Source organism: Algoriphagus sp. (genome assembly GCF_030694375.1).
In the GTDB taxonomy this organism is placed as follows: domain Bacteria; phylum Bacteroidota; class Bacteroidia; order Cytophagales; family Cyclobacteriaceae; genus Algoriphagus.
The window spans coordinates 374,681-387,731 of sequence record NZ_JAUXYL010000007.1; the positions used below are offsets into that span (position 1 = coordinate 374,681).

Annotated in this window: 12 protein-coding genes; 4 read left to right on the top strand and 8 right to left on the bottom strand. The window is 42.2% G+C overall.

Going from position 1 to position 13,051, the window contains the following annotated elements; all coding sequences use genetic code 11:
- Nucleotides 1-267 precede the first annotated feature (267 nt).
- Nucleotides 268-1,482, top strand: coding sequence for an ATP-binding protein (locus Q8M62_RS02890; RefSeq protein WP_304899172.1), 1,215 nt, complete (start codon nucleotides 268-270; stop codon nucleotides 1,480-1,482).
- Nucleotides 1,483-1,654: 172 nt separating this feature from the next.
- Here Q8M62_RS02890 and Q8M62_RS02895 read toward each other — a convergent pair whose 3' ends face one another.
- Together Q8M62_RS02895 and ettA are read right to left on the bottom strand one after the other, a co-directional pair.
- Nucleotides 1,655-2,062, bottom strand: coding sequence for a hypothetical protein (locus tag Q8M62_RS02895; RefSeq protein ID WP_304899173.1), 408 nt, complete (start codon nucleotides 2,060-2,062; stop codon nucleotides 1,655-1,657).
- 225 nt (nucleotides 2,063-2,287) lie between these two features.
- Entirely contained in the window at nucleotides 2,288-3,967 is a 1,680-nt protein-coding gene (gene ettA / locus Q8M62_RS02900; protein ID WP_304899174.1) for an energy-dependent translational throttle protein EttA, read from the bottom strand.
- A gap of 132 nt (nucleotides 3,968-4,099) precedes the next feature.
- Between ettA and Q8M62_RS02905 the strand changes: the two genes are divergently transcribed.
- Both Q8M62_RS02905 and Q8M62_RS02910 read left to right on the top strand, forming a co-directional pair.
- On the top strand, nucleotides 4,100-5,350 hold the full coding sequence (locus Q8M62_RS02905) for a DUF349 domain-containing protein (protein ID WP_304899175.1): 1,251 nt from the start codon (nucleotides 4,100-4,102) through the stop codon (nucleotides 5,348-5,350).
- 76 nt (nucleotides 5,351-5,426) lie between these two features.
- A complete protein-coding gene (locus Q8M62_RS02910) occupies nucleotides 5,427-5,648 on the top strand; it encodes a DUF2795 domain-containing protein (RefSeq protein WP_026952747.1) in 222 nt (73 codons plus the stop codon).
- 81 nt (nucleotides 5,649-5,729) lie between these two features.
- Here Q8M62_RS02910 and Q8M62_RS02915 read toward each other — a convergent pair whose 3' ends face one another.
- The 5 genes from Q8M62_RS02915 to queA all read right to left on the bottom strand — a co-directional run bounded on the left by Q8M62_RS02915 (nucleotide 5,730) and on the right by queA (nucleotide 10,435).
- A complete protein-coding gene (locus tag Q8M62_RS02915; protein ID WP_304899176.1) occupies nucleotides 5,730-6,464 on the bottom strand; it encodes a LytTR family DNA-binding domain-containing protein in 735 nt (244 codons plus the stop codon).
- Nucleotides 6,461-7,498: a sensor histidine kinase gene (locus Q8M62_RS02920; RefSeq protein ID WP_304899177.1), complete on the bottom strand. Its 1,038-nt coding sequence runs from the start codon at nucleotides 7,496-7,498 to the stop codon at nucleotides 6,461-6,463. The genes Q8M62_RS02915 and Q8M62_RS02920 overlap by 4 nt, the downstream gene beginning before the upstream one ends.
- A 33-nt stretch (nucleotides 7,499-7,531) precedes the next feature.
- On the bottom strand, nucleotides 7,532-8,380 hold the full coding sequence (locus tag Q8M62_RS02925; protein ID WP_304899178.1) for a LiaI-LiaF-like domain-containing protein: 849 nt from the start codon (nucleotides 8,378-8,380) through the stop codon (nucleotides 7,532-7,534).
- 136 nt (nucleotides 8,381-8,516) lie between these two features.
- Nucleotides 8,517-9,194: a 2-C-methyl-D-erythritol 4-phosphate cytidylyltransferase gene (locus tag Q8M62_RS02930; RefSeq protein ID WP_304899179.1), complete on the bottom strand. Its 678-nt coding sequence runs from the start codon at nucleotides 9,192-9,194 to the stop codon at nucleotides 8,517-8,519.
- Nucleotides 9,195-9,385: 191 nt separating this feature from the next.
- Nucleotides 9,386-10,435, bottom strand: a complete 1,050-nt coding sequence (gene queA, locus Q8M62_RS02935; RefSeq protein ID WP_304899180.1) for a tRNA preQ1(34) S-adenosylmethionine ribosyltransferase-isomerase QueA — start codon at nucleotides 10,433-10,435, stop codon at nucleotides 9,386-9,388.
- Nucleotides 10,436-10,561: 126 nt separating this feature from the next.
- On the opposite strand from queA, the gene Q8M62_RS02940 reads away from it, so the two are divergent.
- Nucleotides 10,562-11,809: an ABC transporter permease gene (locus Q8M62_RS02940; RefSeq protein ID WP_304899181.1), complete on the top strand. Its 1,248-nt coding sequence runs from the start codon at nucleotides 10,562-10,564 to the stop codon at nucleotides 11,807-11,809.
- Between the two features lie 67 nt (nucleotides 11,810-11,876).
- On the opposite strand, the gene recA is transcribed toward Q8M62_RS02940, so the two are convergent.
- On the bottom strand, nucleotides 11,877-12,905 hold the full coding sequence (recA, locus tag Q8M62_RS02945) for a recombinase RecA (protein ID WP_092728922.1): 1,029 nt from the start codon (nucleotides 12,903-12,905) through the stop codon (nucleotides 11,877-11,879).
- Nucleotides 12,906-13,051 lie beyond the last annotated feature (146 nt).

A 13,051-nucleotide genomic window follows, 5' to 3' on the forward strand; every position in this document is an offset into this window, starting at 1 on the left:
TTTACCCTTATTCTGTTACAAGAAATGGAGAAATCTACCCTTATTCTGTGACAAGATTCTCTGAATTTACCCTTATTCTGTTACAAGATATTCGATTATTTACCATTTTTTGAGTGGTAAGGACTACCAAACTTGGCCTACTTTCTGGACACCTATATCCGAAAATACTTAGAATGATTTATCGGTTAAAAGCTTGTATTTGAAACACAAGATATCTTGTATTTCAAATACAAGCTTTTATATTTGCATTGATTTACAAGGATTTAAATGATACAAATAGATCTTCTTACCCAGATAATTGAGGAACAAGACAGAAATTTCCTCCAAAAACAGCTTATCTCCCGGGAAATGACCGTCCCTTTACAAACCAACCAAATCTTGGTTGTGAGCGGGGTGAGACGATGTGGAAAAAGCATTCTAATCCGCAAAAGTCTACCTTCCACTGAGCCCGGACTTTATCTGAACTTTGAAGACCCAAGATTAGTGGATTTTGAGGCGGTTGATTTTCCAAAACTCGAACGACTCAGAGATGAAATGGGCAAAATCTCCATACTCTTGGATGAAGTCCAAAGTGTGGCAGGTTGGGAAATATTTGCCAGATCCCTTCATGAAAAAGGTAAAAAGCTCTACATCACAGGCTCGAATGCCAGCATGCTGAGTCGAGAACTGGGAACTCGTCTCACTGGACGCTACAAACAAATGGAATTATTCCCCTTTAGCTACAATGAGTTTTTGCTTTTCAAAAACTTATCACCAGGAGAGGAGAGCTTCGAAAGCTATTTCCATTTAGGTGGATTTCCAGAGTTTCTGCACATTCAGGATCAAGACTATTTGAGAACTCTATTCCGAGACATACTTACGCGTGATGTGGCTGTCCGACGAAACATAACTAACGAAACTTCGCTGATACGACTGGGTGTATTTCTATGTTCCAATGTGGTCAAACCCTTCAGCTATTCCCGAATAGGAAGCCTATTGGAGATAAAGTCAGTCAGGACGGTAATCGATTATTGTGATTACCTCGAGGAGAGTTACCTGTTTGATTTGATACCAATGTATTCCCCTTCGATCCGCAAGCAGTTGGCCAATCCAAAAAAAGCATTTTGCGTTGACCCTGCCTTGGCTGCTGCAAATTCACTTTCCTTCAGCAAGGATTTGGGCAGAAAACTTGAGAATTATGTCTATCTCCATCTCCGACGATCTTTCAAAGAAATCCAATATTTCCAAAATAAGGATTCGGAGTGTGATTTTGTGGTCAAATGGAACGAAGGAATCATTGGTGCGGTACAAGTGTGTTGGGAACTAAACACTGATAATCTCCATCGGGAAATCAAAGGATTGCAGGCTGCATTATCCGAAACACAAGCTCCAAAAGGGGTTTTGCTTACCTGGGACCAAGAAGATTTACTCGAAGGAATAATAGTGATTCCTGTTTGGAAGTGGCTTCTAATGCCTGCGAAAGAATTTTTCGGAATAGCCTAAACTTCCTTCTTTCTCTGTTTCATCGCCTCCAAGAAAAAAGTGACTGCCCCTAAAATTAAAGCTCCTCCCAGCAGCCAATTTGGTACCGGAAACAGGTCTAAATACTTTCCTAATAGCAGAATCCCTATAAGGATATGGGGCAATCCATACAATTTGTCAATAGGTTTTCTTCTCATTTTCGTTTTAGCAAAAAGCGAGTATTCCCATTAGAATAGCCCAAAAGCAACGTATCTCCCGAGAAACCATAGCGAACTTGTTGGCTTCCTTGACTAGTATCGATAATCAAGATTTCATTATTGATGGTTCCCCAAGAAAAAGTAGGAATTAAAGAATAATCCAAAGGCTCTTTGTTACCACTACTTTTCATATCATCCCTCAAAAATTGCGGGTCGAGAATGTACTTGCCGTCTTTTGTATAGGTTTCGATATATTTTTTTCCATAAAATTCATCCTTAATAATCTCACCATTTGAGTCTTTGGTAAAAAGCATCATCCACCTTCCAACCAGTCGAGGATCTCGCTCGGCCTTTTGGAAAAAAGCTAGAATAAAAACACTTAAAAAAAGTAAGACAATTCGCATAGACTTAAAATTTAATCAATTAATAATCCCAACAATTATTAGTTCAATTAAAGGAATTTGAATTGAAAAATCAAACTTCTCCAAAAAAACAAACCCCTCGAAGATCTCTCCTCGAAGGGTTCAGTTTCAGCTTTCTCACTTTAGACTTCTGCATTGAAGCCTTCGACTCCCCGCCGCGGCGGGCAAGCTGCTCAGGCTGACAATCTGCCAACTGAGACTGCCAACTTACTTCAAATTCTTATACCGAATCCTTTTCGGCATCACATCTCCTAGGCGCTTCTTCTTATTTTCCTCGTAATCGGAGAAGTTGCCTTCAAACCAATACACTTGGGAATCTCCTTCGAAGGCCAAGATGTGCGTACAGATTCTGTCCAGAAACCATCTGTCGTGGGAAATAATCACCGCACAGCCACCAAAGTTTTCCAAGGCTTCCTCCAGTGATCGAAGTGTATTCACATCCAAGTCGTTGGTCGGTTCATCGAGTAGCAACAAGTTTCCACCTTCTTTGAGTGTGATCGCTAGGTGAACCCGGTTTCGCTCTCCACCGGATAGCACGCCTACCTTCTTCTCCTGATCCGAACCTGCAAAATTGAACTTAGAAACATAGGCTCTGGAGTTGACTTCCTTGTTGCCCAACTTCATCAGCTCATTCCCATCCGAGATCAATTGATAGACTGTTTTGTTAGGATCAAGAGCATCGTGTTCCTGATCGACATAGGCAAGCTTTACCGTCTCTCCTACTTCGAAGTTTCCGGAATCAGCTTTTTCCTGTCCTGTGATCAATTTGAAAAGTGTGGATTTTCCAGCTCCGTTTGGTCCGATGATTCCAACTATACCACCTTGAGGAAGTGAGAAACTCAGATTTTCGAACAGTAACTTATCCCCAAAAGCTTTGGACACATTATTTACCTCAATGACTTTGGCTCCCAATCTCGGTCCTGGCGGGATAAACAATTCCAATTTGGCTTCACGCTCTTTGGATTCCTCTCCAACCAATTTGTCGTAGGCAGAAAGTCGCGCTTTTCCTTTGGATTGTCTGGCTTTCGGAGACATCCGGATCCACTCCAACTCACGCTCCAAGGTTTTCTGGCGCTTGGACTCGGTCTTTTCCTCCTGCTTCAATCGCTGTTGTTTTTGATCCAGCCAAGAAGAATAATTTCCTTTCCAGGGAATACCTTCACCCCGATCCAGTTCCAAAATCCAGCCTGCCACATTGTCCAGGAAGTATCTATCGTGGGTCACGGCGATGACCGTACCTTTGTAATTTTGCAAATGCTGCTCCAACCAATGCACCGATTCCGCATCCAAGTGGTTAGTCGGTTCGTCGAGCAGCAGGACGTCCGGTTCCTGAAGCAATAGTCTGCAGAGTGCAACCCGTCGCTTTTCACCACCGGATAAATTCGCCACGTTTGCATCACTTGGAGGCAGTCTTAAGGCATCCATGGCTTTGTCCAGCATCACGTCCAGTTCCCATGCATTTACAGCGTCCAGCTTCTCCTGAACCTCGCCCTGACGCGTGATCAGTTTGTCCATCGCATCTGGATCATCCATGAGTGCCGGATCCATGAATTTCTCATTGATCTCTTCGAATTCCTTGAGCAAATTGACTGTATCAGCCACCGCTTCTTCGACGACTTCTTTGACCGTTTTACTCGGGTCGAGTTTCGGCTCCTGTTCCAACATGCCGACGGTATATCCCGGAGACCAGACCACTTCGCCAAGGAATTCCTTGTCCATCCCGGCAATGATCCGAAGGAGGGACGATTTTCCGGAACCGTTCAAACCGAGGACTCCGATTTTGGCACCATAAAAAAACGAGAGGTAAATATCTTTGAGGACTTTTTTCTGAGGTGGGTAGATTTTTGAAACCCCAGCCATGGAAAAGATGATTTTTTCTGAGCTCATGCTTTAATTTTTCCGTAAAACTTGACTTAATCGGCAAAGATGGCAAAAAAAGCCCTTTCTTAGGATAAGTGCTTTTGAATTAATTAATTTGCGGAAAGTTGAAAACGACCACCTATAACCTATTGTAATGAAATGGAGCATCCGTTTGGATATATCAAAGACAACAAAGTCTTTTTAAGAGGTTTTTTAGGGCAAGAGGATAGGGAAATTGGCGAAGTGAAGGAAGACGAGGCTTCTACAATCAGCTATTTTGAAGCCCGTTTTGAGCAAATCAAAGAAAAAGTCGCCAAGCTAAAATCTGACATTCAGGAAAACCAAAACAAGGGTTCCTTCCTGATGAAATTGATTCACTTGCGCGATTCACTTTTCCAATCTGACGCTTTGGGAGATTTCATCCCATTGATCGAAGAATTGAATGAGCAAGAGGCTTTTTTGAATGAAATCATTCAATCCAACCGCTCCAAAAATCTAGAGGTAAAGAAGGCATTGATCCTCGAAGCTGAGGCGATGAAAAATGATACGGACTGGAAAAATACGGCTGAATTTTTCAAAGAATTGAAAATGAGGTGGATCAAAACCGGGCCGGTGGAAAAGGAAATTCACGAAGAAATCGAGCAGGAGTTCAACGACTCAATTCAGACCTTTTTCGAAAACAGAAGACATTTCTTTGAAGGGATGGCACTGCAGGCCGAGGAAAACATCAAAATATATGAGGCTTTAGTCGTTCAGGCCAGGGAAGCACACGATTTCCCTGACGCCAAGATGGCTTTTGAAATCAGCAAACGAATCCAAAAAGAATGGAAGGAAGCCGGAAAGGTTCCTGCAGAGAAGCGTCAACCACTTTGGGATGAGTTTTCCAAATTAAACAACCGGATATTTTCCCGCTATAAGCGCGGTCTAAATCCAGGCCCTGAGATGCACCCCAGAGAAGTCCTGCGCAAAATCGATGAAATGGTCGATGAATTGAAAAAGATGGCTCACCAACCGAGTAGCTATGCGATTACCAGCCGAGCAAAGGCAATTCAGGAAGACTGGAAAAAACTTCCTATGCGAAAACCAAAAGAAGCTAACTTACCTGCGCGATCCTATCAGTTTTTTATGGATATTATTTTCGAAAAATCGTTCCTTGAAAAACTGGCACATAACAAATATGCTGACTTTGATTCGCTGCCTGTTCAAGAGCAAAACCAAATTAAGTCATCGATAATCAAAGACTTACTTCACCGGGATCAAAGCGAACTTGAGACGATGCAAAACAATTCGGATAACTTCCGAGTACAGACTCCTGACTTTGAAATGATGATGCGGAAAAAACTTTCAGGACTCAGGCGAAAAGTAGATGTAAAAAACTACATTTTGAAGCAACTTTCTCCCAAAATATAAGTAGACACTACTTATTCAAAAATTCACTAATCTTGCAACTTTAAAAAATTGAAGAATACCTTTTAAAATAAACACTATGTACTGGACACTTGAACTAGCATCCTATCTGGAGGACGCACCCTGGCCAGCGACCAAGGATGAGCTTATTGATTACGCTATCCGCTCCGGCGCTCCACTGGAAGTAGTGGAAAATCTCCAAGAGCTCGAAGACGACGGAGAGCCCTATGAGACCATCGAAGAGATTTGGCCTGATTATCCGACTAAGGATGATTTCTTCTTTAATGAAGACGAATATTAAAAACTGAAGTCCCGCAGTCGCGGGATTTTTTTTTTGTGCCCAACCCTCCAAGGGATTTAAACCCTTGGAGGGTTGCCAAACTTACAGCCCCAATACTTGCCTAAGTCGCGCATACCCTGCCTTGCTGACAGGTATCTGTTCTCCAGCACGCAATTTGACCAAATAGGAATCCCGCTCATAGGGTTCGATCCCGGTGATTCCGTTTAAATTGATGATGTAGGATCGGTGCACGCGTGCAAATTTCGCCGGATCTAGACTCTCCTCCAGCATTTTCATCGTCATTTTCTTGAGATACTTCCCTCCTTGCGTGTGGATGACCACGTAATCATCCTCTGCCTCAAAATAATTTACTTCGTGGATCGAAATGATTTTGATGTCATTTTTAACTCTCACAACCAATCGGTTGCTTTTTTCGGCGAGCTGACTCAGGCCTGAATCAACTCTTTCAGTTTCCTGAGCTTTTCCCCAGCTATCCAAAAATCGTTCAATTGCCTGCTTAAATCTGGATTGGGAAAAAGGCTTTAACAAGTAATCCATTGCTTTGGCATCAAAGGCTTTCAAAGCAAACTGATCAAATGCTGTTGTAAAAATCACAGCCGGAGGCGTGTCGAGCAATTCCAACATTTCAAATCCGGTGATTTTCGGCATTTGGACATCCAGAAAAATAAGATCTGGCTTATGCTCCTGAATCGCCTTCAGTCCCTGGAATCCATCCTGACAAACCCCCAGAACTTCGAACTGAGGAAAGTCGGCCAAAAACTCCTGCACAATTCCTGCTGCAAGCGGTTCGTCATCGATGATTATGGTCCGTATCATTGGTATTGTGGGATTTTAAGTCTGACTTTGAAAAGATTCCCCGCTACTCCTGATACCAGTAGGTCGGTTCGTCCAAATAAAAGAAAGAGTCTGCGCTCCACTGAACTCAATCCAAAGCCTGTTCCTTCCGGCACTGAAGATTCTATATCAAAAGGATTGATGACCTCAATGAGAAAATAACTTCCTTCCTTCTTTCCCTTCACTTCAATTTTCACTTCTCCTGTCACCCCATACAAACCGTGTTTGATTGCATTTTCTACCAGTGGCTGAATCAACAGCTGTGGGAGTTTGACTTGATAGAATTCCTTATCTACCTCAAAATCAACCTGAAGTCTATGTCCAAACCTTACCCGCTCGATGTCAAGGTACATTTTCAGGTAATTCAATTCCTCTTCCAGCGGGATCCATTGCTGAGAATCTTTTCGGATCGTACCTCTGAGAAAATCTGATAGCTGCAAGACCATTTCCCGAGCCTTTTGCGGTTGGGAAATAACCAAGGCATTGATTGAATTGAGGCTATTGAATAAGAAGTGAGGTTGCAACTGCTGACGAAGTTGAGCCAATTCGGCGTCTTTCGACAACTGAAGCATTTGAGCTTCTCTTTTTTGAATTTCCTCCTGTCGCTCCAGCTGCGACACCACCAAAGCCAAAACTGAAATCAACTGATCCGCCAGGGCTAAAATTGCCCATCTCAGATAAAAACTGTTGGTCAGAAAATCCAAATAGGGGGCATCATTAAGCCACCATTTAAGCACATACCCATGAACCATCACTCCTATCCAGCTTAGGATTATCGGAACAGTGAAAAGCAACCAGATATTTTTCCCTTTCGGTGCAAAAAGACTGAATACCCGATCAAGTACGAATACCCCACCCAAAAAAATCAGGGCAAAGACAAAAGAATCATAAAACGCCAGTTCTCCTTCAATTTCATAATTCATCAATAAAAGAAAACATCCCAAAAACCAGATGACTCCGGTTCCGGGGATGATCCATTTTCCAAGTTTAGGATTTGAAAAAGCGTTAAAAAACAAAGTAGTAGTGGTTTTTAGAGGATTTGAATAACGTTAAAAGGATTTGATTTCCAAACCTCCGAAGAGAATCGTGCCTTTCAGAACCACGACTTTATTCGGATCTACACCACCTTCTCTGAAATATCGCTTGTCCTCAATACCTGCGGCAATGTTGGTAATCTCAGTACGGATATCCCAGTGTGGCGGTACGACCATTTTCACACCTCCAAAGATAATATCTACCTGAATGGTGATCACTCCATTGAAATCTGCTGAGGTCAAGTCCAAATCTATCCCGCCAAATGCGGCGGTAATTTTTCCTCCTTCAAAATTTTTGGTCATCAACTTCCTGTTCACACCGCTGAAAATCGCATCAATATTCAAACGATCGGAGAAAGCCGTACCCGTAGTTCTGGTAAATCCTGAATCAGAAGTTGATTTGGCTCCCTGGGCAAAAGAAGAAAAGGGCTCATTTTCTCCAACAACCTTAGCTTCTTCAACATAAGTTTTCGAATATCCCGTGTTAGCCTGTCGCTTACTTTCCCAATCTCGCCGGACGTTTTCCAGCACTTTGTTCTCCCGTTGCTTTTGGAAAATCAAGTAGATACCCAAGGCTATCAATCCCAAAGGCCAAATGTATTGGCTTAGCCCAAAGTCAAAGTCAAATTCATTTCTCAATAAAAAATAGGCTCCAAGGAAAAGTAGTACAAATCCAAAGAAGCTTTTAAACTCATGTTTGATTATTGCGAAAGTGCCGATTGCTATTAAAATCATCGGCCAGGTAGTAACCCAACCCGGGATAAAAACCCCTGCTTTTCTCAATAAAAGGATGATGCCTATTCCGAGGATAATGAATCCGAAGGCGATATTTCCGTCATTGTTTTTAGGCTTAAATTCGTTCATGGCTTTTGTGTTAAAATGATGATCAAAAGTACAGCAAGCGGTATTCAGCCGGAATAAGCAATAGGCAAAGCTTAAAAAAAAGTCGGTGAAGTAGGAGAATTAGTCGGTAAAATTGCAGCTCAGGTTTTCACCGATCCTATTTTTCCCGGGAAAGCAAAAAATTCGCGTACTCCAAATCCTCAGGAGTAGTGATTTTGATGTTTTCGGGATTGCCCTGAATCAGGCTTACTTCCCAGCCCTGATGTTCATACACTGTGGCATCATCAGTAAATTGGGGTAGCTCATCCACCTCGAAAGCCATTTTGATTTTACCGATCTGAAAAGTCTGCGGAGTCTGAACCAAACGAAATAATTGTCGCTCCTGAAATTTACTGGCTCCATTTCCCGATACCTTTCGAAGTGAATCCTTCAGATCCACTACTGCGATTGCACTTCCGGATTTCTCTGCCCGCGAAAAGCTTTCAAGGATCACTTCATTTTTCACAAAAGGTCTAACTCCATCGTGAATAGCTACCAACCCATCCTCAAATGGAAGTGCATTTAGCCCGTTTTTAACAGATTGGAATCGGGAAGTCCCACCCTCAATCACATGATGAACCAGTGAAAATTTGTATTTATCACATAGATTTTTCCAAATGGAAAAATCACTCTCCGGTAAAACCAAAATCAAAAAAGTGCTGGGATCAGCCTCATAGAATTTTTCAAGCGTATGCATCAGCACAGGTTTCCCACCTATAGGCAAATATTGCTTGGGAACAGGTCCACCCATTCGGCTACCTCTTCCTCCGGCCACCACAACTGCTGCTCTATTCATCAGGGGGATTTTAAAATTAATTAAAACGAAATTGGAAGGTAATGACCAAACCTGAATTTTGGAAACTAGTCAAAACCCATAGAGATTTTTTTTTGATTTTATATCCTGTTGGAATCTTTGTCATTTTCTGAACAGATCCCCGGAAATAATAAAAGGGTAAAAAAAAAGCCCCTTTCGGAGCTTTTTATTTTTTAGAGAATCAACATCGCGTCTCCGTAAGAGAAGAAACGATATTTTTCCTTGATGGCTTCTTTGTAAGCTTTCATCACCAAATCATATCCTCCAAATGCAGAAGCTGTCATTAGTAGAGTAGATTCCGGTAAGTGGAAATTCGTGATCAAGGAATTAGCAATCTTGAATTCATAAGGAGGGATGATAAACTTATCAGTCCATCCGGTGCTTTCTTTAAGTCTTCCGCCGGCTGTAACAGAAGATTCGATGGTTTTCAGTGAAGTCGTTCCAACTGCAACTACTCTCTTTTTAGCATCGAGTGCTTCATTCACCAACTTTACCGTATTAGCTGGAATGTTGTAATTCTCGGAGTCCATCTTGTGCTTGGTCAGGTCCTCCACGTCAACCTGACGGAAAGTACCTAATCCCACGTGAAGCGTGATTGGCGTCACTTCAACACCTTTCAGTTCCAGTCTCTTCAGCAATTGCGGCGTAAAATGAAGTCCTGCAGTAGGCGCAGCTACGGCACCAACATTTTTTGCAAAGACAGTCTGATATCTTTCTCTGTCTTCAGGCTCGATTTTTCGCTCGATGATATCTTTCAAAAGAGGAGTCTCACCCAGTGTGTCGATAGTTTTCTCGAATTCATCGTGATTGCCGTCAAAAAGGAATCGGATCGTACGGCCTCTGGAGGTCGTATTATCAATCACTTCAGCCACCAAGTCACTGTCACCGAAATAAAGCTTATTTCCAACACGTATTTTTCTGGCAGGATCTACCAATACATCCCAAAGTCTCAATTCCGGATTGAGTTCTCTCAAAAGGAATACTTCAATTTTGGCACCGGTCTTTTCTTTATTCCCATACAATCTGGCCGGGAACACTTTGGTATCATTGGTTACGAATACGTCACCTTCCTCAAAGTATTCAAGAATGTCCTTGAAAATTCTGTGTTCGATTTGGCCTGTCTTCCGATGAACCACCATCAAACGTGAATCGTCTCGGTTTTCAGTTGGATAAAGAGAAATTAGTTTCTTGGGGACGTCAAATTTGAAGTCTGATAATTTCATATTGGAGCTTTAGGAATCTTACTCGATATTGTGACTCTGTGAATTGCTTTAAAAAATGCAAAGTTAATAACAATAATGCCCAATTTCAGCTAACTTGACAAATTGTTTTAACCAACTATTAAAAGCATGCTGTTTTTCCAACTCACATGGGAAAGTTTTCGCTTCGCCATCTCCGCCCTTAAATCCAACCTTACCCGTACCATTCTGTCCCTATTGGGCGTAACAGTGGGTATTTTCGCAATTATTGCAGTATTCACTTTGGTGGATTCCCTAGAGGGGAAAATAAAATCATCATTTGCCTTTTTAGGAACAAATGTGATCCGGGTAGATCGCTTTCCATTTGCCAATGGACCTCAAAATTACCCTTGGTGGAAATATTTTCGCAGACCCCCTGCCACCTTGGCTGAGTATAAATTCATCGCCCCTAGACTAAAAAACGCCGAAGCAGTAACCATTTCCGCTTCATCCAATGCTACAATTCAGGCAGGAAGTAATGCCTTTGAGGGCATGTCTTTAACTGGCGTTGAATACACGTACCAAGACGTGTTTGAAGTTGCATTGGAAGAAGGGAGGTATTTTTCGGAGTCTGAAATCAATGCATCCCGAAATCTGGCGATTTTAGGGAAAAAGATTGCCACTTCGCTTTATCCAAACCAACCGGCCTTAGGGAAGGAGGTTAAGATCAAAGGAATGAAATTTACTGTAATCGGGATTTTTGAAGAGGAAGGGGAAGGTTTTCTTGATCTCCCCTCCAAAGACCAGGCTTGTCTGATCCCCTATGGTGCTTTTAATAAAATGTATTACACCGGCAGAAATGGACTTGAGCCTACCATTGCCGCCAAAGGACTGGAAACTGACATTGGGTTGGTAGCACTTGAAAATGAAATCACAGGTTTGCTCAGGGCCAAGCGCGGCCTTAAACCCAGTCAGGAGGATAATTTTTCGCTTAACAAAACAGAATTTATCCAAAATGCCATAGGATCTATTTTCGACGTAATATCAGTAGCTGGGTGGGTTATAGGTGGATTTTCTATTTTGGTAGGTGGATTTGGGATCGCCAACATCATGTTTGTCTCCGTAAGGGAGCGAACCAATATCATTGGAATCCAAAAATCACTGGGAGCAAAAAATTATTTCATACTCTTTCAGTTTTTATTTGAAGCGGTTTGCTTGAGTTTAATAGGAGGCATTGCCGGGATTCTTCTGGTTTACATATTAAGCTTTATCCCACTTGGAAGTTTGGACTTGATCTTGTCGGTTAACAATGTAATTCTGGGTTTGGGTGTTTCATCCATTATCGGTGTGGTAGCTGGAATTGTACCTGCTACACTTGCCGCAAGAATGGATCCCGTCGAGGCTATCCGGACAGCATAAAAAATATGATAATTGTAATCAAAAAAGGAGGCGCTTGCCTCCTTTTTTGATTGATATCTGGATTAAGTTATTCTTCGATTGAAATGGTTGGTTCGGTGGGAAGGAGGCCTGAAGCCGACTTAATCTTTCCTTCCAGCTCTTCCATTAACTCCGGATTATCCAAAAGCAGATTTTTTACTGAATCTCTTCCCTGTCCAAGTTTTTCTCCATTATAAGAGAACCAAGAACCAGCCTTTTTAATGATTTCAAATTCGACACCCAGGTCAATAATCTCCCCCACTTTAGAGATCCCCTGACCATACATGATATCAAATTCCACTACTTTAAACGGTGGTGCAACTTTGTTTTTTACCACTTTCACTCTTGTCCTGTTTCCAAGAATATTGTCAGGACCATCTTTGATCTGACCCACACGACGGATATCCAGACGGACGGATGCGTAGAATTTCAATGCATTACCGCCTGTAGTAGTCTCGGGGCTACCAAACATCACTCCGATTTTATCACGCAACTGATTGATAAAAACGCAAGAACATCCGGTCTTGTGAATCGCGCCGGTAAGCTTCCTAAGAGCTTGAGACATCAATCTCGCCTGTAATCCCATTTTGCTTTCGCCCATCTCACCTTCCAATTCACCCTTTGGAACCAAGGCTGCCACAGAGTCAATCACAATAATGTCGATGGCCCCGGATCGGATCAAGTGTTCGGCGATTTCCAGTGCCTGCTCACCATTATCTGGCTGAGAGATCAACAAATTTTCGGTATCGATCCCGAGTTTCTCTGCATAGCTTTTGTCAAAGGCATGTTCAGCATCAATAAATGCCGCCAGACCTCCTGCCTTTTGGGCCTCAGCTATGCAATGAAGAGTTAGAGTAGTTTTACCTGAAGACTCCGGTCCATAAATTTCGATAACTCGTCCACGAGGAATTCCTCCAATTCCAAGGGCCATGTCCAAACCTAAGGAACCTGTAGAAATCGCAGGAATATCTAAAACTTTGTTATCACTTAGCTTCATTACGGTGCCTTTTCCGTATGTCTTTTCTAGCTTATCGATTGTAAGCTGTAAAGCTTTCAGTTTTTCTGCGTTGTTACTCATAAGTTCAAAATTGTAAAAGATTCAAATGTTGTTGAAATTAACGAAAGACGAAGGCATAACCAAAATGGAATACGCTATTGTTTCAGATAGCCAAATTCGTACTTTTATTCAGTCGAATGATTCTTTTTTTCGTAATACCTTTCAAA

What these genes read in the sequence shown, in the direction of transcription:
- recA (WP_092728922.1), bottom strand. Translation starts at nt 12,905, where the DNA reads ATGAGTAACAACGCAGAAAAACTGAAAGCTTTACAGCTTACAATCGAT.
- queA (WP_304899180.1), bottom strand. Translation starts at nt 10,435, where the DNA reads ATGAAATTATCAGACTTCAAATTTGACGTCCCCAAGAAACTAATTTCT.
- Q8M62_RS02940 (WP_304899181.1), top strand. Translation starts at nt 10,562, where the DNA reads ATGCTGTTTTTCCAACTCACATGGGAAAGTTTTCGCTTCGCCATCTCC.
- Q8M62_RS02915 (WP_304899176.1), bottom strand. Translation starts at nt 6,464, where the DNA reads ATGATACGGACCATAATCATCGATGACGAACCGCTTGCAGCAGGAATT.
- Q8M62_RS02925 (WP_304899178.1), bottom strand. Translation starts at nt 8,380, where the DNA reads ATGAACGAATTTAAGCCTAAAAACAATGACGGAAATATCGCCTTCGGA.
- ettA (WP_304899174.1), bottom strand. Translation starts at nt 3,967, where the DNA reads ATGAGCTCAGAAAAAATCATCTTTTCCATGGCTGGGGTTTCAAAAATC.
- Q8M62_RS02905 (WP_304899175.1), top strand. Translation starts at nt 4,100, where the DNA reads ATGGAGCATCCGTTTGGATATATCAAAGACAACAAAGTCTTTTTAAGA.
- Q8M62_RS02930 (WP_304899179.1), bottom strand. Translation starts at nt 9,194, where the DNA reads ATGAATAGAGCAGCAGTTGTGGTGGCCGGAGGAAGAGGTAGCCGAATG.
- Q8M62_RS02910 (WP_026952747.1), top strand. Translation starts at nt 5,427, where the DNA reads ATGTACTGGACACTTGAACTAGCATCCTATCTGGAGGACGCACCCTGG.
- Q8M62_RS02890 (WP_304899172.1), top strand. Translation starts at nt 268, where the DNA reads ATGATACAAATAGATCTTCTTACCCAGATAATTGAGGAACAAGACAGA.
- Q8M62_RS02895 (WP_304899173.1), bottom strand. Translation starts at nt 2,062, where the DNA reads ATGCGAATTGTCTTACTTTTTTTAAGTGTTTTTATTCTAGCTTTTTTC.